18 protein-coding genes and 1 pseudogene are annotated in these 26,695 nt (G+C 72.5%); 8 read left to right on the forward strand and 11 right to left on the reverse strand.

What is annotated here, in order from left to right; translation table 11 throughout:
• Nucleotides 1-10: 10 nt before the first annotated feature.
• From IE274_RS11320 to IE274_RS11335, 4 genes are all read right to left on the reverse strand, one after another.
• Nucleotides 11-544 (reverse strand): hypothetical protein, encoded by a 534-nt coding sequence (locus tag IE274_RS11320; protein ID WP_190115532.1) that lies wholly within the window; start codon nt 542-544, stop codon nt 11-13.
• Nucleotides 545-649: 105 nt separating this feature from the next.
• A complete protein-coding gene (locus tag IE274_RS11325) occupies nt 650-2,956 on the reverse strand; it encodes a glycosyl hydrolase family 95 catalytic domain-containing protein (RefSeq protein WP_190115533.1) in 2,307 nt (768 codons plus the stop codon).
• Nucleotides 2,957-3,155: 199 nt separating this feature from the next.
• The gene (locus tag IE274_RS11330) at nt 3,156-3,641 is read right to left on the reverse strand and encodes a DUF456 domain-containing protein (protein ID WP_190115534.1); all 486 of its coding nucleotides are present in this window, start codon (nt 3,639-3,641) and stop codon (nt 3,156-3,158) included.
• A gap of 42 nt (nt 3,642-3,683) precedes the next feature.
• On the reverse strand, nt 3,684-4,820 hold the full coding sequence (locus IE274_RS11335; protein WP_190115535.1) for a helix-turn-helix transcriptional regulator: 1,137 nt from the start codon (nt 4,818-4,820) through the stop codon (nt 3,684-3,686).
• 1,530 nt (nt 4,821-6,350) lie between these two features.
• Here IE274_RS11335 and IE274_RS39380 point away from each other — a divergent pair.
• Together IE274_RS39380 and IE274_RS11345 are read left to right on the forward strand one after the other, a co-directional pair.
• Nucleotides 6,351-7,376 carry a protein phosphatase 2C domain-containing protein gene (locus tag IE274_RS39380; protein ID WP_372447139.1) on the forward strand — a complete coding sequence of 342 codons (1,026 nt, stop codon included), beginning with the start codon at nt 6,351-6,353 and terminating at the stop codon, nt 7,374-7,376.
• Nucleotides 7,377-7,430: 54 nt separating this feature from the next.
• Entirely contained in the window at nt 7,431-9,173 is a 1,743-nt protein-coding gene (locus IE274_RS11345) for a pyruvate dehydrogenase (RefSeq protein WP_190115536.1), read from the forward strand.
• A 771-nt stretch (nt 9,174-9,944) separates the two neighbouring features.
• Here IE274_RS11345 and IE274_RS11350 read toward each other — a convergent pair.
• Together IE274_RS11350 and IE274_RS11355 are read right to left on the reverse strand one after the other, a co-directional pair.
• Nucleotides 9,945-10,697, reverse strand: coding sequence for a hypothetical protein (locus tag IE274_RS11350; protein ID WP_190115537.1), 753 nt, complete (start codon nt 10,695-10,697; stop codon nt 9,945-9,947).
• Nucleotides 10,698-10,989: 292 nt separating this feature from the next.
• Nucleotides 10,990-11,343: pseudogene (locus IE274_RS11355) on the reverse strand (transposase); the annotation flags it as partial.
• Between the two features lie 167 nt (nt 11,344-11,510).
• Between IE274_RS11355 and IE274_RS11360 the strand changes: the two are divergent.
• Nucleotides 11,511-11,915: a putative type II toxin-antitoxin system PemK/MazF family toxin gene (locus tag IE274_RS11360; RefSeq protein WP_190115538.1), complete on the forward strand. Its 405-nt coding sequence runs from the start codon at nt 11,511-11,513 to the stop codon at nt 11,913-11,915.
• Between the two features lie 451 nt (nt 11,916-12,366).
• Here IE274_RS11360 and IE274_RS11365 read toward each other — a convergent pair whose 3' ends face one another.
• Nucleotides 12,367-15,429, reverse strand: coding sequence for an alpha-mannosidase (locus IE274_RS11365; protein ID WP_190115539.1), 3,063 nt, complete (start codon nt 15,427-15,429; stop codon nt 12,367-12,369).
• Between the two features lie 217 nt (nt 15,430-15,646).
• Here IE274_RS11365 and IE274_RS11370 point away from each other — a divergent pair, with 217 nt between their 5' ends.
• Nucleotides 15,647-16,135: an ATP-binding protein gene (locus IE274_RS11370; protein ID WP_190115540.1), complete on the forward strand. Its 489-nt coding sequence runs from the start codon at nt 15,647-15,649 to the stop codon at nt 16,133-16,135.
• A 178-nt stretch (nt 16,136-16,313) separates the two neighbouring features.
• Here the strand turns inward: IE274_RS11370 and IE274_RS11375 are convergent, their stop codons facing one another.
• Both IE274_RS11375 and IE274_RS11380 read right to left on the reverse strand, forming a co-directional pair.
• Nucleotides 16,314-17,381, reverse strand: a complete 1,068-nt coding sequence (locus IE274_RS11375) for a DUF2637 domain-containing protein (RefSeq protein WP_190115541.1) — start codon at nt 17,379-17,381, stop codon at nt 16,314-16,316.
• 235 nt (nt 17,382-17,616) lie between these two features.
• Nucleotides 17,617-18,486, reverse strand: a complete 870-nt coding sequence (locus IE274_RS11380; protein WP_190115542.1) for a (2Fe-2S)-binding protein — start codon at nt 18,484-18,486, stop codon at nt 17,617-17,619.
• Between the two features lie 182 nt (nt 18,487-18,668).
• Between IE274_RS11380 and IE274_RS11385 the strand changes: the two genes are divergently transcribed.
• Nucleotides 18,669-19,568, forward strand: coding sequence for a GntR family transcriptional regulator (locus IE274_RS11385; RefSeq protein WP_233103346.1), 900 nt, complete (start codon nt 18,669-18,671; stop codon nt 19,566-19,568).
• Between the two features lie 117 nt (nt 19,569-19,685).
• Here IE274_RS11385 and IE274_RS11390 read toward each other — a convergent pair whose 3' ends face one another.
• Together IE274_RS11390 and IE274_RS11395 are read right to left on the reverse strand one after the other, a co-directional pair.
• Complete coding sequence (locus tag IE274_RS11390; protein ID WP_229909464.1) at nt 19,686-20,447, reverse strand: hypothetical protein; 762 nt, start codon at nt 20,445-20,447, stop codon at nt 19,686-19,688.
• Between the two features lie 233 nt (nt 20,448-20,680).
• The gene (locus tag IE274_RS11395) at nt 20,681-22,375 is read right to left on the reverse strand and encodes a PucR family transcriptional regulator (protein WP_190115894.1); all 1,695 of its coding nucleotides are present in this window, start codon (nt 22,373-22,375) and stop codon (nt 20,681-20,683) included.
• 384 nt (nt 22,376-22,759) lie between these two features.
• Here IE274_RS11395 and IE274_RS11400 point away from each other — a divergent pair, with 384 nt between their 5' ends.
• Genes IE274_RS11400 through IE274_RS11410 form a run of 3 tightly spaced genes read left to right on the forward strand, consistent with a single transcriptional unit; the run spans nt 22,760 to nt 26,657 of the window.
• Nucleotides 22,760-23,653, forward strand: a complete 894-nt coding sequence (locus tag IE274_RS11400; RefSeq protein ID WP_190115544.1) for an FAD binding domain-containing protein — start codon at nt 22,760-22,762, stop codon at nt 23,651-23,653.
• Nucleotides 23,653-24,264: a (2Fe-2S)-binding protein gene (locus IE274_RS11405; protein WP_190115545.1), complete on the forward strand. Its 612-nt coding sequence runs from the start codon at nt 23,653-23,655 to the stop codon at nt 24,262-24,264. Before IE274_RS11400 ends, IE274_RS11405 begins: the two co-directional genes overlap by 1 nt.
• Before the next feature lie 2 nt (nt 24,265-24,266).
• Nucleotides 24,267-26,657 (forward strand): xanthine dehydrogenase family protein molybdopterin-binding subunit, encoded by a 2,391-nt coding sequence (locus tag IE274_RS11410; RefSeq protein ID WP_190115546.1) that lies wholly within the window; start codon nt 24,267-24,269, stop codon nt 26,655-26,657.
• Nucleotides 26,658-26,695: the final 38 nt, after the last annotated feature.

Consider the following 26,695-nt stretch of genomic DNA (forward strand, 5'->3'; position numbering starts at 1 on the left):
GTCGTCCGGACTACTGGAAGGCGACCGGGATGTGCACGTCGTACTTGCGGTCGCCGGAGTCGAAGTGGTCGGCGCGCGTCACGATCGCGCACTCCACCGTCTCGCCGCACACCTGGCCGTTGCCCAGGTCGGCCTTCACGTGGATTTTCACGGAGAAGCTGCCGCCCGCGGCGAAGCGGGAGCTGTTCGGCACCGTGCCGCCGCCGACGTTGGACACCCAGTGCGAGGCGCCGGTCGTGCCGGACTGGTCCTGGCCGCCCAGGCACGGCGTCGGCTTGTTGGCGCCGGGCGCCCCGGTCACGGCGCACAGGCTGACGTACACGCCCTGCCCGGTGTTGTAGCCCTTGCCGGAGACCGTGACGTTGGCGCCCGCGGCCGCCGCCGAGTCCGGGCCGGTCAGCTGGAGTTGGTACGTCTTGCCGCCGTCGGTGATGGTGCGCTCGGCCGTGACGTCGGCCGCCGCCGCGGAACCGGCGAAGGCGGCGGTGAGCGCGGCGGCGGCGAGGGCGGTGACGCAGGCGCGGACGTGAGTGCGGGTGGGCATGGTGGACGGCACCTCTCTGGGTGTCGGGGAAGAGGCACGCCTGAGCGAGCCTCAACTTAGGTAAGGCATACCTAAGTCTTTTTGGCTCGTGGTGTCAACGCCCCGTCAGTTCGCGGGCAGCCCCCACCTCGGGGCGTCCGCGTTCGGCTCGACCGGCCTGATCCGCAGGTCGGGACGGTCGCCCCGGGCCGTGATCAGCGCCGAGCCGCCCTTGCCGAGGGTGATCCGGAGCGCGCCGCCGCCCGCGTCCGCGACCGGCAGGGGTCGCCCGCGTCCGTCCCGCACCTCGACCGGCCCCGCGATGCCGTGCCGCACGACGCACGGCGCGCCCGCCTCGCTCACCAGGCGCACCCAGCGGGTCGCCCCCTGCTCGCGCACCGCGCTGAGCAGGAACGCCCCTTGGGTGCGGAAGTCGTGGACCACCAGGTCCCGCCATGCGGCGGGCAGCGCCGGGAACACGCGGATGACGTCGCCCCAGGACTGGCACACCATGTCGTGCAGCGACTGCGCGGCCGACAGCGGCGTCTCGATGACCGGACCCGACTCCTTGTACATGGTGTTCGCCTGGATGAACCGGTTCATCAGCTCGCCCAGGTACCTGAGCGCGTCCTCGCCCTTGCCGAGCAGCGCCGAGATCGACGCCGCACCCGTGAACGTGTAGCCCTGCAGGGCGCCTTCGAAGCCGACCCAGTGCGCGAGGGACTTCTCGATCAGCGCCTTCTCGGCGGCCGTCCGGCCCGTCACCTCGTACAGCGGGTAGACCGCGAGCAGGTGCGAGTAGTGGCGGTGCGACTTCGCGAAGGGGATGTCCGCGCCGATCATGTAGCCGTTCGCGTCCGTCGGGTACGCGGCCCGCCTGGCCAGGACCTCACGCCAGCGCGGCGCCAACGCATCGTCCACACCCAGGAGTTCGGCAACTTCCAGGAGAGTGCGGCAGCCCCACGTGAGCAGCATCAGGTCGTAGTTGCAGTCGCGGCTGTTGCCGCCGTACTCGGGGGAGAAGGTCGCCGGGAGGTGCATCTTGCCGTCCGGGCCCGGCTGGAGGAAGTGCAGGTAGTAGTTCACGGCGCCGCGCAGCAGGGGGAAGAGGGTGTCGCGCAGGATCGCGGTGTCCATGGTGTGGCGGTAGCTCAGCCAGACGTTGTGCAGCGCCCAGGTGAGGTTGCCGACCTCGGGGGTCGGCGGGTCCTGGCCCGGAACGCCCACGCCGTAGCCGCCGCCTGTGACCGAGGCGCCGTTGACCAGACGGGTGTCGGTGGTGCGGGGCACGCCGAGGGAGTCCGCGCGGTACGGCGCGGCCACCTCCTTGGCGAGGTTGTCCCGGAACTCGCTCAACGCCCGCGTGACGGCGTCGAGTTCGAGGTGGTTGGAGCCGTGGATCAACCAGTACTCCAACTGCACGTTCAGGTTCCACCAGGTGTTCGGCCACGGCGTCGGCTCCAGCCAGGGGCCGCAGGTCGCCATCACCGGGGCGTCGCGGCGGGCCGCTGCCGCCGTCTTGTAGAGCTGGATCCAGTAGAAGCGCTGCATGCGGGCGTCCGGCAGCGACAGGAAGCTCTTGCGGTAGTAGGCGCCCCACCAGGCGCGGTGCGGGGCGGTGAGGGCGTCGTACGGCAGCCGGGCGGCGGCCCGGACCGCGCGCACCGCCCGGTCGCGGGCCGTGGTCTTCGGGTGCGAGTGCGCCACGTGGACGTACAACGTCCGCGCCTGGCCCCGTCGTTGCTCCCGCCAAGCGGTGACGTGCCGGCCGCCCGCGAGCAGCGGCTGCACGGCCGCCGACACGCCGTCGTGGCTCTCGACGCGCGCGGGCGGATTGCCCTCGTAGCCCGTCGGCAGCGGCTTGAACGCGGCCCGCGGGCTGATCGCCTCCGCCGGGTGGAACACCCAGCGGAAGCCGCGCTCGCCCGCGCTCGCGGTCACCTCCACGGCGAGGACGGACCGCGTGCTGTGCACGTGCGCCCGGACGCGGAGCGTGCCCCGGTCCGTGGTGAGCGTCCCCGTCAGCTCGGCGTCGCGCAGCCGCAGCCGCCAGTCGATGCCGGTGATCGCCCCGACGGGCTCCAGCGTGAAGTGGCCGATCGGCAGCCGCGCGAGGCCGAACAGCGAGCCGAACTCCGGGCGGTGGTCCTGCACCTCGGAGTGCTGCACGTTGAACCGGACGGCCGTCGTCTCACGGCCCGGCTCGGCGTAGATCCCGGAGCCGAGGAAGCCGTTGCCCAGGAACGGGCCCTCGTACCAGGTCCTCGGCAGCCGCTGCCAGACCATGTCCGCGTCGTCGAGGACGGTGCGCCAGGGGTCCGGTGCGGTGCGTCCCTCGGTCCGTGGGGTGGCCGCCGACGCGGCCTGCGCGGCCTGGGTGGGAAGTCCTCCGGCGAGCAGCGCCCCGCCGACCGCGGGTCCGGTCGCGAGCACGGCTCTTCGGGAAGGGCTGGAGGAGCGGGCAGGGCGGGAGGCACTGGACGGGCTGGACGGGCTGGGCGAGGGGGAGGAGCTGGGCATCAGGCCTCCTGGCCGAGTCATCGGATCTCTCTCGGTGCTGGAGGCTAGAGATGGCACTGGGGTACGTCAATGAGTCGGTAGAGGTCGGATGTAAAAGTGCCGCTGGCGGACCTCAGCTGCCCCAGACAGCCGCCCCCACCCACGCCCCCACGATCAGCAGGCACGCGAACAGCTCCACGAACACGCTCCACCCCCCGGCCCGCAGCGCCGTCCGCACCGCCGTCATCGCCTCCCCGCGCCCGCCGAGCCGTATCCGCTCCGCCAGATAGATCCCCCCGACGAACCCCGGCAGCGCCCCGAGCACCGGCACCAGGCAGAACCCGACCAGGGCGCCCCCGCCCGCGTACGCCGCCATCCGGTGCGTCGCCCCCGACTCGCGCAGCCGTCGCGGCGGGAGCTGCCAGCGCACGGCCTGGGACAGCAGGAGCACCAGGGTCGCGCCGACCAGGACGCCCCAGGCGAGCCCGTTCGGGTCCTGCAGCGCCCACCACGCGGTCCCGGCCCATACGAGCCAGGACCCCGGTACGCCGGGCACCAGCACTCCGCACAGGCCGAGCAGCATCACCACGCCGACCAGCAGGAGTTCCCACGCTCCCATCTGCCCAGAGTGCAGGAGCGGGTACGAAACCGCAGGTCGGGGTCAGTCCTGGGGGCTCGCGTGGGGGTCGGCTCCCGGGGGCGGGTCGGTGGCCGTGGGGGCTGTGGGGGCCGCCGGGGCCGCGGAGACTGTGGGGGCCGCCGGGACCACCGGTGCCGCCGGGGCCGGGACGGGCAGGGCGCCGGACCCGGCCGCCGCCTCGCGGGCCACCCACCCCCGTTCGTACGCGTGCCAGCCGAGCTGCAGCCGGGTCGTCACGCCGGTCAGCTCCATCAGCCGCTTGACCCGGCGCTGCACGGTCCGCAGGCCCAGGTCGAGCTGTTTGGCGACGCTGGCGTCGGTCATCCCGGCGAGCAGCAGCGAGAGCACCTCCAGGTCCGTGCCGTCCGGGCCGTCGGCGCCCGCCTCGCGCACGGCGTCGCCCTCGCCGAGGCGCAGCGGCAGCGCCGTCCGCCACACCGCCTCGAAGAGGCCCGTCAGGGACTCCAGGAGACCGCTCGCGTGCACCACGAGCGCGGCGGGTTCCGCCGTCCGCGACGTCAGCGGCACCATCGCGAGGGTGCCGTCGGCGACGACCAGCTTCGTCGGTACGCGGTCGGCGACCCGGATGCGCTCGTCGCGCCGCATCGCCGCCGCGACCTCCATCAGCCCGGTGGGCGCGGCCAGTACCTCGCGCTCGATGACCACGCGGTAGCGCACGCCCCGGTTGGCGGCCTGCTCCTCGGCGTCGTTCTCCACGCCGGTGACCGCGACGGGCCTGCCGGTCACCAGCGCGCACACCTCGTGGCTGGCGCCGAGCTGCAACTGCAGGAAACGCTGGGAGACGGCGGCCGCCCCGGTCACCACCTCGACCAGGTCGTGGACGGTCGGCTCGGCGGCGCGCGCCCGGTACTCCTCGGCAAGCAGCGTCGCCGCCAGCTCGGCCTTCTCCAACTCGTGCCGGTGCTGGGTGAGCAGGGCGCCGAGGGCCACGCCGGGCGGCGCCGCCACCCAGCGGCCCGCCCGGCCCGAGGCCTGCGCGGCCAGGCCGTGCCGCTCCAGGCGGCGCAGCGCGCGCTCGGTCTCCGGCTCGCCCAGCGTGAGCCGGCGCGCCAGGTCGGGCACGTCGGCGGCGCCCACCGACACCAGCGCGCGGTACGCCGCCTCGTGCGTCTCGTCCAGACCTATCGCAGCCAGCATGCGGCGACGTCCCTCCCCGATGCGTTCCGGGCAGGCGGGGCCTCCCGATCGTCCTGGCGCGTTCCGCCCGCCGTGGCGGAAAGCAGCCACGGCGTAAACCCGCCGCGAACATCATCCCCGCTGCACCCGGCGGTCTGCCAAGGTGTCCCCCTGCGCCGGGCGGTCCTCCCGTGGGGGGTGGGGCCGCCCGGCGCTTCGCGCGCCACTCCGGCCCACCCCGGCCGGAATTTCGGCATGCACCGTTTTCGTACGCCCTGTGCGGTGGACAATAGGGGCATGAGCCAGCAGGGGGAGAGGCACACCGGTCCCGGGGCCCGTTCCGGCCAGGAGGACGACTGGTGGGGCCAGTTGTACGACGACTCGAAGGACGACACCGGCCCGGCCACGGCACCCGACACCCTGGACGACCGTTTCGCCTCGGCCTCCGACACGGTGGCCTGCGCGGCCGGCGGGGACGAGGGGGAGACGGCCGGGGCGGCCGGGGGCGGTCCGCCGGGGGCGGGTGCGCCTGACGCCGGGCGTGAGGTGTGCGCGGCCGGGGACCCCCGGTCCGGGAGCGTGCCGGGCCAACGGGACGGCGCTCAGGGGCGGCCCGCCACGGCCCCGGACCACCCCGGCCCCACCCAGGGGCAGCCCGACCCCGCGCCGGACCAGCCCGACCCCGCTCAGGGGCAGGCCCCCGCCCCGGACCAACGCCAAGCCCTCCCGGACTGGTTGACCACATCGGCCCCTCGGCCACCCCAACGCCCCACCCCCGAACCCCCACGGCCACCGGCCCCCGAGCCTCCACGGCCACCGGCCGCCGAGCCTCCACGGCCACCGGCCCCCGAGCCTCCTCGACGCCCGGCCGCCACGCCCCCGGCCCGTCCGGCCGGGGCACCACCCGAGCCTCCCGCCGCCGCTCCACCGGCGACCGCTCCCCCCGAGCCTCCGGCCGCCGCCCCACCTGAACCCGTGCCCCCGGAGCCGCCCCGGCCCCCGCTCGCCGAGCCGTCACAGCCCCCGGCCGCCACGCACCCCGACCGTCCGGCCGCCGCCCCACCCGAGCGCCCGAGCTCCGAGCTGCCCCAGCGTCCGATCCCCGACTCGGCACGCGCCCCGGCCCCCGAGCGAACCCAGCTCCCGGCCCCCGAGCCACCTCCACGTCCGGCCGCCGCACCCCCCGAGCCCCCGGCCGCCGCACCGCCGCGGCCCCCAGCCACCGGTGCGCCTCGCCCTCCGGCCGCCACGCCCCCGCCGCACACCACCCCCACGTCCCCCGTACCGCCACCGCTCGCCGAGCACCCCGCCCCCACCGCGACCTCCGGACGTACCGAAGCCGCATCCGCGCGCCCCGAGCCTCCGTCACCCCCCGAGCACCCCGCGCCCGCACCTCCCACCCGCCCCAACCACCCTCCCGCCTACCGCGCCCCCGCCCCCTGGGCAGCCACCACCGCCTCCGCCGGACCCGTCACGTTCCCCTCGGGGCGGCAGGCCGAGCCCGCCGGGGCTTCGACGGCGGCGGGGCGGGCGTCGAGTGAGGGGGGATCGGTGAGCGGGAGCAGTGCGGTCGGAGGGGCGGAGCGGGAGGACGCAGAGGTGCCCCTCGGGGTGCCCGCGTACGTCGGGGACGGGCCGCCCACCTACGAGGCGGAGCCGACCGGGCTGCCCGTGGCCGATCCGGACGAGTTGCGGGAGCTGGTCGCGGACACCGTGCTCGACGGGGCCCGCTACGGCACGAGCACGGTGCGCGCCGCGTCCGTGCGGGGCGACTCGGCCCGGTTCCGGGGCGAGCCTCGCCGCGACGCGCTGCTCACCGCCCGCTTCGGCACCGGCGAGGACGCCCTCGTCCTGGTCGCCATGGCCACCGGCGCCCGCGCGACCCCGGGCGCGCACCGGGCCGCGGCCGACGTCTGCGCCTGGATCGGCCGCGCCGTGGGCCGCAGCCACGCCCGCCTCGCCCAGGACATCCGCGCGGCGCGGCGCGGCGACCTCAAGTCGGGCCTGCACCGTCTCACCGACCGCAGCCTCGGCAAGCTCCGCGCCCGCGCCGCCGAACTCGGTCTGGAGCCGGACGAGTACACGGCGACGCTGCGCTGCCTGCTGCTGCCCGCCGACCCCGACTGCCGCACCCGCGTGTTCTTCGGCGTCGGCGCGGGCGGCCTGTTCCGGCTGCGCGGCGGCGAATGGCAGGACATAGAGCCCCGCACGGCGGACGCGACGGGCGAAGCCGTCGTCGGCTTCGGCTCACCGCCGCCCGCCGAGACCCCCGACGGCGACCGGCTCACCATGGACCTGGGGATCACCACACCCCCGAGCCCGTACGAGCCCGCGCCCGCGCCGCCGCGCGACCCGTTCCGGTTCCGGGCCTCGGTCGCCCGCCCGGGTGACACGCTGCTGCTGTGCAGCGGCGGCCTCGCCGAGCCGCTGCGCGGCGAACCGGAGCTGGCCCGCCACCTCACCCGCCGATGGGCCGAGGGCGGCCCGCCCGGCCTCGCCGCGTTCCTCGCCGACACCCAGGTACGGGTCAAGGGCTACGCCGACGACCGCACCGCTGCCGCCGTTTGGGAGGCGTGAGCGGCGCCGCTGTGAATTCATGGACCCAAAGAGACCGAAGGGGTGCATGAAGAGATGGCCAAGCAGAACGTCGCCGAGCAGTTCGTAGACATCCTCGTCCGCGCCGGGGTGAAGCGCCTCTACGGAGTCGTCGGCGACAGCCTCAACCCCGTCGTGGACGCGATCCGCCGCACCAAGGCGATCGACTGGATCCAGGTGCGGCACGAGGAGACCGCCGCGTTCGCGGCCGGCGCGGAGGCCCAGATCACCGGCTCCCTCGCCGCCTGCGCGGGCTCCTGCGGCCCCGGCAACCTGCACCTCATCAACGGCCTCTACGACGCGCACCGCTCCATGGCCCCGGTGCTCGCCCTGGCCTCCCACATCCCGTCCTCCGAGATCGGCCTCGGCTACTTCCAGGAGACCCACCCGGACCAGCTGTTCCGCGAGTGCAGTCACTACAGCGAACTGATCTCCAGCCCCAAGCAGATGCCGCGCCTGGTCCAGACGGCCATCCAGCACGCCGTCGGCCGCTCCGGCGTCAGCGTTGTGTCGCTGCCCGGCGACGTCGCCTCCGAGCCCGCCCCGGAGAAGGCCGCCGAGACGGCCCTCGTGACGTCCCGCCCTTCCGTACGCCCCGGCGACACCGAGATCGACAAGCTCGCCGCGATGATCGACGAGGCCGACAAGGTCACGCTCTTCTGCGGCAGCGGCACGGCGGGCGCGCACGCCGAGGTGATGGCGTTCGCCGAGAAGATCAAGTCGCCGGTGGGGCACGCTCTGCGCGGCAAGGAGTGGATCCAGTACGACAACCCGTACGACGTCGGCATGAGCGGACTGCTCGGCTACGGCGCCGCGTACGAGGCCACCCACGAGTGCGACCTCCTCATCCTCCTCGGCACCGACTTCCCCTACAACGCCTTCCTGCCCGACGACGTCAAGATCGCCCAGGTCGATGTGCGGCCCGAGAACCTGGGCCGCCGTTCCAAGCTGGACCTCGCCGTGTGGGGCGACGTCCGTGAGACGCTGCGCTGCCTCACCCCGCGCGTCTCGCCGAAGTCGAACCGGCGGTTCCTCGACAAGATGCTGAAGAAGCACGCGGACGCGCTCGAAGGCGTCATCAAGGCGTACACCCGCAAGGTCGACAAACACGTCCCGATCCATCCCGAGTACGTCGCCTCCGTCCTCGACGACCTCGCCGCCGACGACGCCGTCTTCACCGTCGACACCGGCATGTGCAACGTCTGGGCGGCCCGCTATCTCTCCCCCAACGGCAAGCGGCGCATCATCGGCTCCTTCAGCCACGGCTCCATGGCCAATGCGTTGCCGCAGGCCATCGGGGCCCAGTTCATCGACCGTAAGCGGCAGGTCGTGTCGATGTCCGGGGACGGCGGCTTCTCCATGCTGATGGGTGATTTCCTCACTCTCGTCCAGTACGACCTGCCGGTGAAGGTCGTGCTCTTCAACAACTCGTCCCTGGGGATGGTGGAGTTGGAGATGCTGGTCGCGGGGTTGCCGTCGTACGGGACGACCAACCACAACCCGGACTTCGCCGCGGTCGCCCGCGCGTGCGGGGCCTATGGGGTGCGGGTGGAGAAGCCGAAGCAGCTCGCGGGCGCGTTGAAGGACGCCTTCTCCCACAAGGGGCCGGCCCTCGTCGACATCGTGACCGACCCCAACGCGCTGTCCATCCCGCCGAAGATCAGCTCGGAGATGGTGACCGGGTTCGCGCTCTCCGCCAGCAAGATCGTCCTCGACGGCGGGGTGGGACGGATGGTGCAGATGGCCCGCTCCAACTTGCGCAACGTGCCGCGGCTTTGACCCGCGTGGATGACCCGCAGCCCGAGACAGACGCCACCACGGCGGAGTCCGAGGAGCACCAGCACGAGAAGGGGCGGCAGAAGTCCAAGAGCGCTCAGGCAGCCTGGCAGCGCCACGCAGACGCTCTTGACGCAAGGCTGGCCGAGCTGGAGTCCCGCGAGAAGCGCGAGCCGCGCCGTGACGTGGTCCCCACGGGCCGCACGTACGCCGATGACTGGCACCAGGGAGGCACAGCAGCCCGCCGCGCCAGGCTCATTGACGCTGGGGCACGGCTCATGGTCAAGCCGGGCGGCAAGGGCGGATGGCGTCGGCTCGACCTGCGCCGCGTGGACTTCACCGTCACCGGGGAACTGGACCCCGCCATTGCCGAACTTGCGACGGTCGCGGCAGACGCGGAAGCCGAAGCGCGCAACCGCCCGGACCGGTCCTCGCCGGCTCGGGCATCCCATGCCCACCTGACCCAATCGGTAGCGGTGCGCGGTACCGGCCCCGCGAACGGACATCGGCCGCCTCGCCGTTCACGCGTTAGACGCCGAGCGAAGCGGCACGACGCAGCGGCGAGGCTCCGCCGACGGATACAGGAACGCGGTCACGCCTGGTGCGACTGGTGCTTGGGCGACTTCACCGCGGATGCGGTGGACGTGGACCTTGTGCGGCCCCTCGCGATGGGCGGGACGGACACGGGCGGCAACGGAGTTCGGGGATCGAGTTGCACCGTTCTGGCGACTGTACGGAAGTCATGGGGTGGGCACGCGGGAATGAGAACGGTGCTCAATTTGGCGATTTCCTGCTAGGTGCAGTCACAGGAAGGCCGTCAATGCTCTCAAATCCGGGCCCCTTCATTTCCTTAATTGACCCTACGAAGTTCGTGTTCCCGGAATCGCAATCAAGGAGCACGAGCCACTTCACTCTATGGCGACCTTCGAGTTTTGGCTCATCGTATCTATAGCAGTTTAGCTTGATTACCCTAGATTCATCGCTCTTGCGTACTCGAATCGTGGCCGGAGAAATCTCGAAGCTGTGCGTTTTGTGGCTGCTATTGCTCACAGTGAACCTGGCGATGGCAGAGCCGTCCTCGTACCCGTACCGCACATCGGAGATAAAGAGTCCAGACTTCTTCGCTTGCTCGGCGTAGTAGTTCGGGTTCTCCTTCTGCTTGCGTGCAGCCTCTTCCAGGCGGTCCGTCGACGTATTATTCACCATGAGGACGATGAACACTATAATGCTGGCGATGAAGTACAGGGAAGCCATGGGCACCACAACGCCAACCCCATTAAGCCTTGCCCGCAGCCGAACCCTCTCCGCCCGCTGCGATGCATCGAGCCCACTTCGAGCCTCTAACCTGTCAAGCGCCGTTAGGCGCCCTTGGGACTCCGAAGTTATCGCCGCCGCCCCAAGAATCGCAAAGAAGCTCCACACGATTGACACGCCCCACCATACGGTCCAGCCAATGTCGGAGCTGGTCCATCCTTCAGCGAGGACTGTACGACTTGATAGATCAATTACCAGCTGAGAGCGTGTCATGCCTCTGATGGTGCTCGCGTAACCAAGCGCGCGCTAGTGCCTTAGGGTCTGTCAATCTTTGATGCTTGTTCGAATTTGCGGGGTACGTGTTTCTTACCGTGGCGCATGAGGCACGCATGTGTTCACGTCGCCGTCCGCCGCAATAGGGCAGCCGTTCTAGGCGGCTCGGTGGCGCCTTTTGATGGTGCCTGCGAATGTCAGTCGGAAGCCCCAACTTGGTCAGCCTCACCCCGTCACGAGGTTCCCCCTGCCCCATAAGCCCCGTACCCCCTGCACGATCCCCGGGTGCCCCGAGGTAGACGGCGACTTGGGAGTGCTCGATCCGGCCGGCAGTACCGGTGTATTGGCGCTGGACGCCGACCGTGCCAGTGCCCTTCTTCACATCGCCGGTCTCGTCGACGACCAGCACCGCCCGGTCGTCGTGCAGGTGCTCCACCACGTAGCCGCACACGTCGTCGCGGACCTGATCGGCATCCCACTTGGCCCTGCCCAACAAGTCCTGCATGCCGTCCGGAGTGGTCTCGCCGGCCCACTCGGCGATGGTCCAGCAGTTCTTGCGCGGCAGATCGGCCCATAGACCGAGCGCCAACCGCGCCGCCCTGCACCGGGGTTCGACCCGGGCGAAGCGCCCCGCGATCCGGCCCATCAGGCCCTCGAACGCGTCCCGCCAACGGGTGGGTTCTATGCTGTGACCTGGGGCCACCGTCTCTTCGTCAGTCCATACAACTCACGATGATCAACGGTGGCCGCACCCGTCTCCACAACGCGTCAGGGTCGCGCAGTTCCGCCTGCCGTCCTGAGTCAGGAGGACATGTGCAACGTGGCGAAGTCTGGTGGGTGGAGTTCGACGAGCGGCGGCTGGTCGTACTGCTGGCGGCAGACGACGCGTCCAGGATCCGGGCGATGCAGGTCGTCACTCCTGCGGGCGTCGACATCAGCGGTCTGGGCGTCGAAGTGCAAGTAGGTGCCGTGGAAGGCCTGCCCTTCGAAGGCGTGCTGCGGTTCGCGTTCCCGCGCCCGGGCTTTACCCCCTGCACGTGGCTGACCACCGTGTCCCAGGACGACCTGATCGAGCGGGCGGGCGTCCTGTCCTCCGCGAAGCTCAGCGAGATTGAGGACGCCCTCCGTCTCGGCGAACAGGCGAAGGAACGGACCCCGGCGACAACCGCGAAGCTCAGCGAGATAAGGGACGCCCTCCGTCTCGGTGAACTCGGGTAGGCGGAGAGGCGCCACCCACCATCGAGATCACGATCTACGGCTGGAGTACTAGCCACTGAGCTCGGGGTTGCTGCACGATCGGGCGACATCTGAAGTGGCTTGCTCAGCTTCGCGCCTTGGATAGCTCCGAACACATCCAGGCGTGACCGGCACCAACCCTGCCCGCGCGCTACCCGAGAGGCGCGCGAGCAGGGCTTCTGCATGCTCTGACCAGCCGATACCCTCAGAACTCCTACTAGCGAGCATCAGGGCTTCCCGTAACTGGGGCTCCGCCCCAGACCCCGCTCCTCAAACGCCGGAGGGGCTGGAGACAGCCCGTCGTGGGGGTCCCCCCTGCTCCTTAAGAGCTTGGGGGAGTTTGAGGACGAGGCGCGGAGCGCCGACAGTGGGGGTCTGGGGGCGGCAGCCCCCGGTTTCGGGAAGGGGCGGGCCTGGGGCGCCCCCGCGAGGGCTACGCCGGACGCAGCCGCAACGTCAGGATCTGGAAGGGGCGGAGGGCCAGGGAGAGCCCCGCGCCGGAGGTGTCGGCGGGGTGGAGGGGGCGCTCCAGGAGATCCGTGGCGTCGGCCCGGGCGGCGGGGAACGAGGTCGTGAGGACGGCACGGGCCCGCCCGCCACGGGACTCGTACAGCCGCACCACCACATCGCCACTGCGATCCTCGGCGAGCTTGACGGACTCCACGGTCACCCCGGGGTGGTCGACCCGCACGAGCGGCGCCACCGCCGGGGCGGAGGCGACCCGCAACGGCAGGTTGAGGGCGAGCCCTTCGGCGACGGCGTCCCCGACCCCCGCCCCGGGCAGCAGCGCGTACGTGAAGTGATGGGTGCCGACATCGGTGTCGGGGTCGGGGCTGTGGGGCGCGCGCAGCAGCGTGAGCCGGACGGTGGTCCCGAGCCCCTCGGCGTGCGGGGCACGGGTCACGTCGTGCCCGTACGTGGAGTCGTTGAGGACCGCGACTCCGTAGCCCTCCTCGGCCACCCGCAGCCACCGGTGCGCGCAGATCTCGAACCGCGCCGCGTCCCAGGAGGTGTTGGCGTGGGTGGCCCGCTGCACGTGCCCGAACTGGATCTCGGCGGCGGACCGTTCGGCCTGCACGTCGAGCGGGAAGGCCGCCTTGAGGACCTTCTCCGACTCGCGCCACTCGACCTCGGTGACCACGTCGAGCCGACGGCTGCCCGCGCCGAGCCGCAGCTCCTGCGTGATCCGCGACCCGGCGCCGAAGACGCGCACCACCCGCACGGCCGCGCGCAGCGGCCCGTCCTCCACCAGCTCCACGGACTCGGCCCGGGTGAGGTCGGTGTGCCGGTGCCGGTAGTGCTTGTCGAGGTCCCACGCGTCGTAGTGGGTGGGGTGGTCGGGGTGCAGTTGGAGGAGGTTGCCGCGGCTGCCGGGCGCGAGGACCTCGCGGTCGGCGGCCCGGTCGAGGACGGAGGCGAGCAGCCCGTCGGAGTCGACGGTGACCCGCAGGTGCTCGTTGGAGAGGACGATCTCGTGGCCGGTCCGGGTCGCGGAGGTCACCGCGCCCGGCTCCCGCTCCTGCCCCGCGGCCTCCGCGAGCGCGCGGGTGCCGAGCCCGCCGACGTTCACGTGCACGAGCCGCCCCTCGTGCTCGACGACCTCGCTGCGTTCGTACGGCGAGGAGTTGAGCACCGAGGCCTCGCCGCCGCCGAGGTGGCGTACCGCCTCCGCGGTGAGCGAGTCCAGCTCGGCGAGGACGCGCGCGTAGGTGTCGCGGGCCTCGCGGTGCACCCAGGCGATGGAGGAGCCGGGCAGGATGTCGTGGAACTGGTGCAGCAGGACCGTCTTCCACAGCCGGTCCAGATCGTCGTACGGATAGGCGTACGCGGCGTCCCGTACGGCGGCCGCCGTACACCACAACTCGGCCTCCCGCAGGGCGTGTTCGGCGCGCCGGTTGCCGCGCTTGGTGGCAGCCTGCGAGGTGTACGTCGCCCGGTGCAGCTCCAGGTACAGCTCCCCGGACCACACCGGCGCCCGCTCGCCGTACTCCTCCTCGGCCGCCGCGAAGAACGCCGAGGGACGCTCGACCTCGACGCGCGGCGAGCCCTCCAGGGAGCGAAGCCGCCGTGCCCGCTCCAGCATCTCGCGGGTCGGACCGCCACCGCCGTCGCCCCAGCCGAACGGCACCAGGGAGCGGGTCGCGCGGCCCTTGTCGGCGAAGTTCCGCTCCGCGTGGGCGAGTTCGGTGCCGTGCAGCTGGGAGTTGTACGTGTCCACCGGCGGGAAGTGCGTGAAGACCCGGGTCCCGTCGATGCCCTCCCACCAGAAGGTGTGGTGCGGCATCTTGTTGGACTGGTTCCAGCTCAACTTCTGGGTGAGGAACCACCGTACGCCCGCGAGCTTCGCCAACTGCGGGAACGCGGCCGTGTACCCGAAGGAGTCCGGCAGCCAGATCTCCTCCGTCTCGACCCCGAGCTCCTCCTGGAAGAACCGCTTCCCGTGCACGATCTGCCGGGCCAGCGCCTCCCCGCCCGGCATGTTGGCGTCCGACTCCACCCACATCGACCCCACCGGCGCCCAATTGCCGTCCGTGACCGCCTTCTTGATGCGCTCCCAGATGTGCGGCTGGTGCTCCTTCACCCACGCGTACTGCTGCGCCTGCGAGCAGGCGAACACCAGCTCCGGATAGTCACGCGCGAGCGCCGTCACATTGGCGAACGTGCGGGACGCCTTGCGCACCGTCTCGCGCAGCGGCCACAGCCACGCCGAGTCGATATGCGCGTGCCCGGCAGCCGATACGCGGTGGGCGCTGGCGGCGGCGGGCCGGGACAGCACCTCGGCCAGCGCGGCCCGGCCCGCGGCGGCGGTCCCCGCCACGTCGTGCAGATCCAGCGCGTCGAGCATGTCCTCAAGCGCCCGCAGGATCTCGTGCCGCCGCGGCCTGGCGACATCCAGCTCCCGCATCAACTCGTCGAGGACCTCGATGTCCAGGACCAGTTGCCAGACGTCCTCGTCCAGTACGGCGAGGTCGGCAGCCGCGAATCGGTAGATGGGCCGATCGCCCGCGGTCATGATGTCGCCGAGCGGGGTCGGTACGAAGTCGTGCAGCACCGTCGGGTTGGCGGCCGCCTCCAGGAGCAGCCGCACCGGCTCGCCGCCCCGGGCGCGGGCGGCCACCGGCACATGACGGTTGCGCGGGTGAATGCCCTTCAGCGGCACGCCCGAGGCGTCGTACACCAGGCCCTCCGCCTGGAAGCCCGGACCCTCCCCGGTGAACCCCGGGTCGATCACCGCCTCGACATGCCGCCCCTCCCACTCCCGCGGCACCTCGCCCTCCAGCCGGAACCAGCTCGTCGACCAGGGCTTTCCCCAGTCGGTTCCGGCCTCGAACGGCTCATACGTCTCCGCGAGTGCCTCGGCCACGGGCACCGGCTCGCCCGGCGCGTGCCACACGGACAGGGTCAGCGGCACCCTCGCCGCGTACTGGGCGGGCCTGATGAACTGCCGCAGCGCGCGTTCCAGGCGCTCCTCCACCAGCGGTCGGTCGTCGTGCACAGCGGCTCCTTCGCGTGGTCGCTCACGGGGGTCGAGCGGGGGACGATCGGGGCGTACTCGGCTTCACTTCCCCCCAACCCATCGGCGCATCCGTCTCTTTGATTGACCAATGGACATGCGTGCGGTCCTGCGAGGCGGGCATGCATCCCGTGAGCGTGTTCGAGTCGGAGACCGGTCGGGGGGCTTGGTCATGGTGGTCATCGGGTGGGCGGGGGTCATGACGAGACACCTAAGAGGAGGCGCAGCCAGGGGTTCCGTCGGGTCGGTCGGTGCCCTCGGCGCGGAGGCGAGTGCTCCGCGGCGGGGGGACGAGGCGGCCGGGCGGGCGCAGCTGCGGCGGCGGCTGGGGCGGGCCGACCTGCGGGCGGTGTCCGAGGTCCGCGGTGCGCTGCGTGAGCTCTTGCGGCACTGGGGGCGGCCCGGGCGGGCCGAGACGGCGGAGTTGCTGACCAGTGAGCTGGTCACCAACGCGCTCGTCCACACCGACCGGGAGGCGATTCTCACCGCTACGTTGGGGCCCCGGCGGTTGCGCGTCGAGGTCCGGGACTTCGTGGGGCGCTGTCCTCGGCCCCGGGTGCCCGAGAACGCCGAGGACACCCATGGGCGGGGGCTTCTCCTCGTCCAGTCCCTCGCCGACACCTGGGGAGTGCGGGTCCACGGCGTGGGCAAGGTGGTGTGGTTCGAGCTGGACGCGGAGCCGGGCTGAAGACTTCGCCGCCCCGGCCTGAAGGTGCCGGGCTGTTGGCCGGCTGGTGCACGTTCGGGCAGGCGGGTGGGAGAGAGCCCGTCGAGGGGGTCCCTCCCGGCTCCTCAAGAGCTTGGGGGAGATCGAGGACGAGGCGCGGAGCGCCGAATCGGGGGCGCTCCGGCCTGGCCGTCACCCGTCACCCGAACTGTTGCTCAAGATCCTTCAGTTTCTGTTCCAGGGAGTCGAGCCTGGGCAGCGCCTGGGTGTCGTCCTCGGCGGTGAGGTCGACGGTGACCGGGCGGGACGGGTCATTCGGGACGGCCTGAAGGGAGGGCCGGGGCCGGACGGGAAGCTCTTCCTGGGGCGGCGGGGATGGCGGTGGCGCCGCTATGGCAGGGTCCGCGCCGACCTGCGCGGACCCGCTAGAGGAGCCGACCTGGACGTCCACCTGCCGTCCACCGCGCCCGTGGTACCCGCGGTGCCCCCGGCTGATGGCCTTGAGCTGCGCCCGCTCCAGCTTCTCCTGGTCCCGCCGCCGCGTCCGCGCCTGCTCCTTCTCGCGCCGGTCCTCGCGGACCTCCTCGACGGCCTCGTCGAGGGTGCGTACGCCTTCGAGCAGCATCAGCGACCACGCGCCGAAGGTCTCCCGGGGCGCCCGCAGCCACCGCACGATGCGGATCTGCGGCAGCGGCCGCGGCACGAGCCCCTGCTCGCGCAGCGCGGCCCGGCGGGTCTGCTTCAGGGCCCGGTCGAAGAGGACGGCCGCGGACAGGGACATCCCGGCGAAGAACTGCGGGGCACCGGCGTGCCCGATGCCGCGCGGCGCGTGCACCCAGTTGAACCAGGCGGCGGCCCCCGCGAACGTCCACACGAGGAGCCGGGAGCCGAGCGCCGCGTCTCCGTGGCTTGCCTCGCGCACGGCGAGGACGGAGCAGAACATGGCGGCGCCGTCGAGGCCGAAGGGGACCAGGTACTCCCAGCCGCCGGTGAGGTTCAGGTTCTGCCGGCCGAAGCCGACCAGGCCGTGGAAGGAGAGGGCGGCGGCGACCGCCGCGCAGCAGAAGAGGAGGACGTAGGAGGCGGTGCCGTAGACGGCTTCCTTGCGCCTGCGGCGCTCCTCGTTGCGCTCCCACGAGTCGTCGCTGGTGGCTGCCTTCGCCTGGGCCTTCCTGCCCCGCGCGAGCACCGCCACCGCGACTGCCATGCCCAGGAGCAGGATCCCGCCGGGCAGCAGCCAGTCCAGCGATATGTCGGTCAGTCTCATCTGGCGTCCCTTGCGTCGCGTAGGGCGAGTTCGGGCGCCATACTGACCCACCCCGCACGGCGCCCAAGGCGGTTTTCCGGCAAGAGGACGCCAAGGGGGTGGTGAAGGCCTCACCGAGCGCCGAATACGTCGAACTCACGCCGGAGAGGCTGGAATTGGGTTCGATTAAACGCGCACGAAGGGGTGGTTCGGGGGTGGGCGGCGTCCGGGCGGGCCCGGCGGGCCGCGGGAGGCGTCAGCTCGCGGCGTCGGCCGTCAGCCGCGCGACGCGGTCGGCGTCGCACATACGGGGGCAAGTGACGCAGGTGTCGGCGGGCCGCAGCGTGTAGAACATGCAGCAGCTCGCGCGGTCCCGGGTGGGCAGCCGCTCGCCGTTCGGCCCGGTCAGTTCGCGGAACGCGGCGGTGCCGACGTACGGCTTCGTGGCGCCCGGGAGGAGCTGCTCCAGCTCGGTCGTGGCGCGCTGCTCCTCGCCGAGGAGGTGGGCGACGTACCAGAGGCCCTCGACGATCTCGTCGGTGGCGACGGCCCACAGCGCGCGGCCCCGGCGCCGCATGCGCGGCCCGAAGCCGTCGAGCAGCGGCCCCATGTGCTCCGCGACGGCCGCCCGCAGCTCCGCGCGCAGCGCCTCCTCGTCCGCCACGACGCGGGCGCCGGGCAGCGTGGCCGCCGGGTCGTCGGGGAGGCAGGCGAAGCCGCCCGGACGGACGGCGAACTTGCCGAGGGCGCGCTGGAAGAAGACGTTCTCGACGGGGTGGCTCGGGATCCGGCGCTGGAGGAACCACGGCACCGTGAACAGCAGCGTGGCGGGCCAGGCGTACCGGTGCAGCGCGAAGCTGGCGACGACGTCCGGGCGGGCCTGCTGGCCGTAGTCCTTGAGGACCTGCGCGTCGTCCCAGGCGAGGAACTCCTCGAACGCGGCGCCGCCCTCCGCGAGCCCGGCCGCCCCGACCCAGCCCCCGCCCCGCGGCGGCTGTTCGTCCTCGGCCAGCTCCTGGATGCGCAGCCCGGGGAACACCTCGGTGAGGCGGGCGTAGGCGGCGGTGACGGGGCTCTGCGCGCGCTCCGTACGTCGAGCGCCGCTTTCCAGGGTGGGAACGGACATGCGCGGGGACCACCGAATCACGATCGATTGCAGGTAAGCCTAACCTTACCCAACATGATCGAGGTTTCAACTGCGGTCGTGTCCGCCTATGGTGCTTCTCGTACGTTTCGGACGGACGGGGCGCGGGAGTGCGGGAGGCAGGCGTGGAGCGGACGGGAGTGCGGACGGCGGATGTGACCGCCATGCGCGCCGCCGCGCGCGTGCCGGAGCAGCAGCCCGGGGCGCGGCAGGCGGATCCGGCGGCACGGGGCGAGCGCACGCGCGGGGAGCCGGGCGACGGCCGGGACGCGCTGGACGCGTCGGACGACGCCACCTCCGGCATATCGGCGATTCCGGGCTCTCCGGACCTCCCGGCCTCCCTGCACACCCCGGCCTCCCCGGGCATCCAGAGCGCCCCGGACACCCCGACCCCTCTGCCCCCCACCCGCCACCTCGGTGTCCCGCCCCCGCGCAAGCCCATGCAGCGCACCTCCGTACGCGGCCAGGTGCTCGACGCCCTGCGTGCCGCGCTGGTCGGCGGCGAGCTGGAGCCGGGCGAGGTGTACTCGGCCCCGGCCCTCGGCGAGCGCTTCGGCGTCTCGGCGACGCCCGTGCGGGAGGCGATGCAGCAGCTCGCGCTCGAAGGCGCGGTGGAGGTGGTCCCGAACCGGGGGTTCCGGGTCACCCGGCGCGGGGCGCGCGAGCTGGGGGAGCTGGCGGAGGTGCGGGCCCTGATCGAGGTGCCGGTGATGCTGCGGCTCGCCCGCAGCGTGCCCGCGGAGCAGTGGGCGCGGCTGCGCCCCCTGGCGGAGGCGACCGTGGCCGCCGCGGCCTGCGCCGACCTGGCCCGCTACGCCGAGGCGGACCGGGCCTTCCACGGCGCCCTGCTCGCCCTCTCCGGCAACCAGCAGCTGGTCCAGGTCGCCGACGACCTGCACCGCCGCTCCCAGTGGCCCCTGGTCACGGGTCCCGTCACCGGCCGCCGCGCGGACCTCGTGGCCGACGCGGCCGAACACATGGCCCTCCTGGACGCCCTCGGCGCCCGCGACCTGCCGGTGGTCCAGTCCCTGGTGCGCGAGCACTTCGCGGGCGCCGACGCCTGACCGCGCGGCGACGGCCGAGCGGGTGCCCGGCCAGGCGGCGACGTCCGGCCCGGTCGCGACGTCCGACCCGGTTGCGACGTCCGGCCGGGCAGCGACGCCCGGCCCGGCCCCCCCGCCTCAGGCCGCCGGTGCCGGTGGCGTCAACTGTGCCGCCAGCCACGACGGCACACCCCCCAACAGCCGGAACAGCCGCGTCGCCTCCGCGCGCAGCCGCGACGCCTCCGGTTCCGGTTCCGCGTCGGCGAGGGCGGCCAGGGCCGGGGCCGTGCCGACGAGGAAGCCGAGTTCCTCGCGGATGCGCAGGGACTCCGAGAAGCCGTGCCGGGCGTCCGCCAACTCGCCCTCGCGCAGGGCGAGTCCGGCGAGGTGGCGCCAGGTGAAGGAGAGCAGCAGCGGGTCGTCGTGGGCGGTGGCGCCGGCGTGGGCGCGGCGGTAGGCGGCGCGGGCGGCCTGCGGGGAGTCCGCGATGTGCTCGGCGATCAGGCCGCGGCGGAAGTCCAGGAGGGGGCGCCCGGGGGAGCCGGGGGCGAGCAGCGCGGCGGCCCGGCCGAGCGCGGTGCGGGCCTCGTCGGCCCGGTCGCGTACGTTCAACACCGTGGCCGCGTACGCGAGTTGGCCGCGCTCGCAGGCGGCGGCGCCACGGGCGTCGTCATCGTCGGCGACCGCTTCCGCCGTGCGCAGGCTGTCCTCGGCCTCGTCCCAGCCGTCGCCGGTGAACAGGCAGCGCTCGATGAGGAGCGAGGTTCTCTGGACGGCGACGTCCGCGCCCTCTCGGGTGGCGAGCAGCGCCGCCGCGTCGGTCCAGCAGCCGCGCGAGCGCAGCCGCCATACCGCGGTCTGGAGTGGATCGTTCGAAGCGTTCGTTCCGGTACCAGACATGGCGGTATGCGCCACGTTGCCCTCCCCTAGCGCGCCATTGAGCTGTTGAGTCGTGGGCGAATCTCAGCACGGATCGGCGCGCTCGGCCAAGGGGATGGGTGAAAGATTTCACAAACGAGGGGGAATGGCAGCAGGGGGGAAGCGGGAGGCCGTGGGGCGGGGGAGACGGCCGCGGCTCTTGAGGAACCGCCGCGAAACCGCCGGGAAACCGCCGCGAACCCCGCCCGTGGGCCTCAACTCATGCGCAGGGCCAGGAAGAAGTCCAGCTTGTCCTCAAGTCGGGAAAGGTCACGGCCCGTCAACTGCTCAATACGCCCGACCCGGTAGCGCAGCGTGTTGACGTGCAGGTGCAGCCGCGTCGCGCAGCGCGTCCAGGAGCCGTCGCAGTCGAGGAACGCCTCCAGGGTCGGGATCAGCTCGGCGCGGTGCCTGCGGTCGTACTCGCGCAGCGGGTCGAGGAGCCGCGCGGTGAACGCGCGGCGCACGTCGTCGGGCACGAACGGCAGCAGCAGCACGTGCGAGGCCAGCTCCTGGTGACCCGCCGCGCACACCCGGCCGGGCCGGGCCGCGGCGACCCTGCGGGCGTGCCGGGCCTCCTCCAGGGCGCCCCGCAGCCCCTCCGCCGAGTGCACGGAGGCGCTGACGCCGATGGTGAGCCGCCCGTCGTCCGCGAGGCCCGCGGAGAGCGGCTCCCGCACGGCCGCGAGCAGCGCGTCCGCGAGCAGCCCCGGCTCGGCGCCGTCGCCCTCGGCGGGCAGCGCGGGCAGCGGCACCAGGGCGATGGCCTCGTCGCCGGTGTGGGCCACCGCGATCCGGTCGGACGGGTCGGGCCCGGCCGCCGCCGGGTCGACCAGGATCTCCTCCAGGAGCGACTGGGCCACCGGGCCGCCCTCGATTCCCGCGCCGTCGGCGCCGTCGGACCCGTCCCACTCGACCCGCGCCACCACGACCTGCCAGTGCGGCGCCGCCCCGAGCCCGGGGAGCAGCACCGGCGCCGCGACCCGAAGCCGGGCCGCGATCTCGGCGGGCGCGGCGCCCGTCTGGACCAGTTCGAGGACCTCCTGGGCGAGGCGGCGGCGCACCGTGCGCGCCGCGTCCCTGCGGTCCCGCTCCACCGCGATCAGCTGGGTGACGCCCTGGAGCAGGTCGAGCCGCTCCTCGGGCCAGTCGCCCGCGTCCGCCTCGACGGCGAGCAGCCAGTCCGAGAGGACCGTCTCGCGCACGTCCCGGGAGGCGTTCACCGCGCCGCGGCCGCTGGACCGAATGGGGAACAGCGAGTACGTCATGCCGTCCACGCTCACCCGGTGCGGACCCCGGCGCCCCGTGCGGGCGGCGGCGAGCTGCTCCCCGGCGAGCCGCGCGCAGACCGCCGCGGGCAGGGCCGGGCCCGCCGTGCCCGCCCCGGCGATGGGCCGCCCGGCGGGGGACAGCACCCAGGCCCGCAGGTCCAGGTCGGTGCCGAGCAGGTCAAGGACCACGTCGGGGCCGCCGCCCGCGGGGCCCGACGTCATCAGGCGGCGGTGGCGGTCCACCACGGCCGCGAGGTCCCCGGCGCGCTCGCCGGACACCTGCCGCACCACGTGCTCGGTGATCGTCGCGAACGCCACCGACTCGTTGACCGCGAAAAGGGGCAGCCGGTGCCGGGCGCAGGCCTCGACGAGGTCGTCGGGCACGGCGCCCAGTTCCGCCTCGCCCGCGGCCAGCGCGGCGACCCCGGCGGCTGCGAGAATACGGACAAAAGGTTCGGTGTCCGAGGCGTCCCTGCGCCACGCGAGACCGGTGAGCACCAGCTCGCCGCCCGCGAGGTAGCGGCTGGGGTCGCGCAGGTCCGTGGTCATCACGCCACGCACGCTGCGGTCCAGCTCGTCCTCGCCGCCGAGCAGCCTGAGGCCCAGCGCGTCAGTGTCAAGGAGTGCGCGCAGCCGCATGGTGTCGTCGCCGCCGATCTGTCTCGATTTCATGTCTGGCCGTGGCCCCGGACGAACTCGGGGCCGCGGAGCCCCGGGGGCGCCGCGGTTTCTAGAGGGAATCCGCGAGGTTACTGGGGACCATTCTTCATACGAATCTACAAGACTCGCGCCTTGGCCAGCCAACTCCTTCATGGTTTCGGTGACTGACCCCATCGGACGACCGGGCGGTGTACTTGCCCCACTCCGCGTTAACAGCACATGAACGAGTAGTCGAGAGGCGAAGGACTGCCTCGGCCAGAACGTTGGCCGGAACGATCGCCCCGGCTCGTCAGCCTAGTAAGCCCCGGTCGGATCCCCAGCGGGATCCGGCCGCCAGGCACGATCACGAAGAGAGAGCCACTCATGGACTTCCTTCGCCCCGCCAGCTGGGAGGAGGCGCTCGCCGCGAAGGCCGAGCACCCCACCGCTGTGCCGATTGCGGGTGGCACGGACGTCATGGTCGAGATCAACTTCGACCACCGGCGCCCGGAGTACCTCCTCGACCTCAACCGCATCGGTGAGCTGCGGGAGTGGGAGGTCGGCGCGGACACGGTCCGGCTCGGCGCGTCGGTCCCGTACACGCAGATCATGGAGAACCTGCGCGCGGAGCTGCCCGGCCTCGCGCTCGCCTCGCACACCGTGGCGTCCCCGCAGATCCGCAACCGCGGCGGCGTCGGCGGCAACCTCGGCACCGCGTCCCCGGCCGGTGACGCCCACCCGGCGCTGCTCGCCGCCGACTGCGAGGTGGAGGCGGAGTCCGTACGCGGCTCGCGGCTGATCCCGATCGACGCGTTCTACACCGGCGTGAAGCGCAACGCCCTCGCGCCGGACGAGCTGATCCGGGCCGTGCACATCAAGAAGGCCGACGGGCCGCAGCAGTACTCCAAGGTGGGTACGCGCAACGCCATGGTCATCGCCGTGTGCGCCTTCGGCATCGCGCTGCACCCCGAGACCCGCACGGTGCGCACCGGCATCGGCTCGGCCGCGCCGACCCCGATCCGGGCGAAGGCCGCCGAGGAGTTCCTGAACGCGGCGCTCGAAGAGGGCGGCTTCTGGGACAGCCGGAAGATCATCACCCCGTCGGTCGCCAAGCAGTTCGCGGAGCTGGCGTCCGGCGCCGCCAACCCCATCGACGACGTCCGCGGCACCGCGAGCTACCGCCGCCACGCCGTCGGCATCATGGCCCGCCGCACGCTCGGCTGGACGTGGGAGTCCTACCGCGGCACCGGCCGCAGCAGCACGGAGGGAGTCGCGTAATGCGTGTCAACTTCACGGTCAACGGCCGTCCCCAGGAAGCCGACGACGTGTGGGAGGGCGAGTCCCTGCTGTACGTGCTGCGGGAGCGGATGGGCCTGCCGGGTTCCAAGAACGCCTGCGAGCAGGGCGAGTGCGGGTCCTGCACCGTCCGCCTCGACGGGGTGCCGGTGTGTTCGTGCCTGGTCGCGGCCGGGCAGGTGGAGGGCCGCGAGGTCACCACCGTCGAGGGCCTCGCCGACTACGCCAAGCAGCGCCGTTCAGGGGAAGCGGCCCACCCGGGCGGCGGCTGCGCCACCGGCGCGTGCGGCACCTCGCTGCAGGAGGCGCAGCAGTGGCGGGCCAGGGGCACCGACTCGCAGACCGGTGAGGGCGGCGAACTCTCCCCGGTCCAGCAGGCGTTCATCGACGCGGGCGCCGTCCAGTGCGGCTTCTGCACCCCCGGTCTGCTGATCGCGGCCGACGAGATGCTGGAGCGCAACCCGCAGCCGACCGACGCGGACATCCGCGAGGCGCTGTCCGGCAACCTCTGCCGCTGCACCGGTTACGAGAAGATCCTGGACGCCGTCCGGCTCGCGGCCGCCCGCCAGGATCGCCAAGAGGAGGCGGTCTGACCATGGGATCCACACGTACGACCGGCGCGCCCACCAAGATCACCCAGGGTTCGCAGACCAAGGGCGGCATCGGCGAGTCGACCCTGCGGCCCGACGGCACCCTCAAGGTCACCGGCGAGTTCGCGTACTCCTCGGACATGTGGCACGAGGACATGCTGTGGGGCCAGACCCTGCGCTCCACCGTGGCGCACGCCGAGATCGTGTCCATCGACACCTCCGAGGCCCTCGCCCAGGCCGGTGTCTACGCCGTCCTGACCTACGACGACCTGCCGGCCGAGATGAAGAACTACGGCCTGGAGATCCAGGACACCCCGGTCCTCGCGCACGGCAAGGTCCGCCACCACGGCGAGCCGGTCGCCCTCGTGGCCGCCGACCACCCGGAGACCGCCCGGCGCGCCGCCGCCAAGATCAAGATCGAGTACCGGGAGCTGCCCCTCATCACCGATGAGGCCTCGGCGACCGCATCCGACGCCGTGCTCGTGCACGAGGGCCGCGACGACCACCACATCGGGCACGTGCCGCACCCGAACATCGTGCACCGCCAGCCGATCATCCGCGGCGACGCGGCCGAGGCCGCCAAGAAGGCCGACGTCGTCGTCAAGGGCGAGTACACCTTCGGCATGCAGGACCAGGCCTTCCTCGGCCCGGAGTCCGGCCTCGCGGTGCCCGCGGAGGACGGCGGAGTCGACCTCTACGTAGCCACCCAGTGGCTGCACTCGGACCTCGGACAGATCGCCCCCGTCCTCGGCCTGCCCGAGGACAAGGTGCGCATGACGCTCTCCGGCGTCGGTGGCGCCTTCGGCGGTCGCGAGGACATCTCGATGCAGATCCACGCCTGCCTCCTGGCGCTGCGCACCGGCAAGCCGGTCAAGATCGTCTACAACCGCTTCGAGTCCTTCTTCGGCCACGTCCACCGGCACCCGGCGAAGCTCTACTACGAGCACGGCGCCACCAAGGACGGCAAGCTCACGCACATGAAGTGCAAGATCGTCCTGGACGGCGGCGCCTACGCCTCCGCGTCCCCGGCGGTCGTCGGCAACGCGTCCTCGCTGAGCGTCGGCCCGTACGTGATCGAGGACGTCGACATCGAGGCCATCGCCCTCTACACCAACAACCCGCCCTGCGGCGCCATGCGCGGCTTCGGCGCGGTCCAGGCGTGCTTCGCCTACGAGGCTCAGATGGACAAGCTGGCCGCGAAGCTCGGCCTGGACCCGGTGGAGTTCCGGCAGCTCAACGCCATGGAGCAGGGCACGCTCCTGCCGACCGGGCAGGTCGTGGACTCGCCCGCGCCGGTCGCCGAGATCCTGCGCCGCGTCAAGGCCCGCCCGCTGCCGCCCGAGCGGCAGTGGGAGTCCAGCGAGGGCGCCGATGTCCGGCAGCTCCCCGGCGGCCTCTCCAACACCACGCACGGCGAGGGCGTCGTACGTGGTGTCGGCTACGCGGTCGGCATCAAGAACGTCGGCTTCTCCGAGGGCTTCGACGACTACTCCACCGCCAAGGTGCGCATGGAGGTCGTGGGCGGCGAGCCCGTGGCGACCGTGCACACGGCGATGGCGGAGGTCGGCCAGGGCGGCGTCACCGTGCACGCGCAGATCGCCCGGACCGAGCTGGGCGTCACGCAGGTGACGATCCACCCCGCCGACACCCAGGTGGGCAGCGCCGGTTCGTCGTCCGCGTCGCGGCAGACGTACGTCACCGGTGGCGCCGTCAAGAACTCCTGCGAGCTGGTGCGCGAGAAGGTCCTGGAGATCGGCCGCCGCAAGTTCGGTACGTACCACCCCGCTTGGGCCACCGCCGAGCTGCTGCTCGAAGGCGGCAAGGTCGTCACCGACGGCGGCGAGGTCCTCGGCGACCTGGTCGACGTCCTGGCGGGCGAGAGCGTCGAGGTCGAGGCCGAGTGGCGGCACCGCCCCACCGAGCCCTTCGACCTGCGCACCGGCCAGGGCAACGGCCACGTCCAGTACTCCTTCGCCGCGCACCGCGCGGTCGTGGAGGTGGACACCGAGCTGGGCCTGGTCAAGGTCATCGAGCTGGCCGTCGCGCAGGACGTCGGCAAGGCGCTCAACCCGCTGTCCGTGCTCGGCCAGATCCAGGGTGGCACCACCCAGGGCCTGGGCGTCGCGGTCATGGAGGAGATCATCGTCGACCCGAAGACCGCGAAGGTCAGGAACCCCTCCTTCACGGACTATCTGATCCCCACCATCCTCGACACGCCGACCATCCCCGTCGACGTGCTCGAACTCGCCGACGAGCACGCGCCGTACGGGCTGCGTGGCATCGGCGAGGCCCCGACCCTGTCGTCCACCCCGGCCGTCCTCGCGGCGATCCGGAACGCGACGGGTCTGGAGCTCAATCGGACGCCGGTACGTCCAGAACACCTCACCGGCACCTGAGTTCTCCGGGCGGTGCGTGCCTCCTCTGATGGACACGG

The sequence above is a fragment of the Streptomyces flavofungini genome (genome assembly GCF_014650815.1).
Lineage (GTDB): Bacteria > Actinomycetota > Actinomycetes > Streptomycetales > Streptomycetaceae > Streptomyces > Streptomyces flavofungini.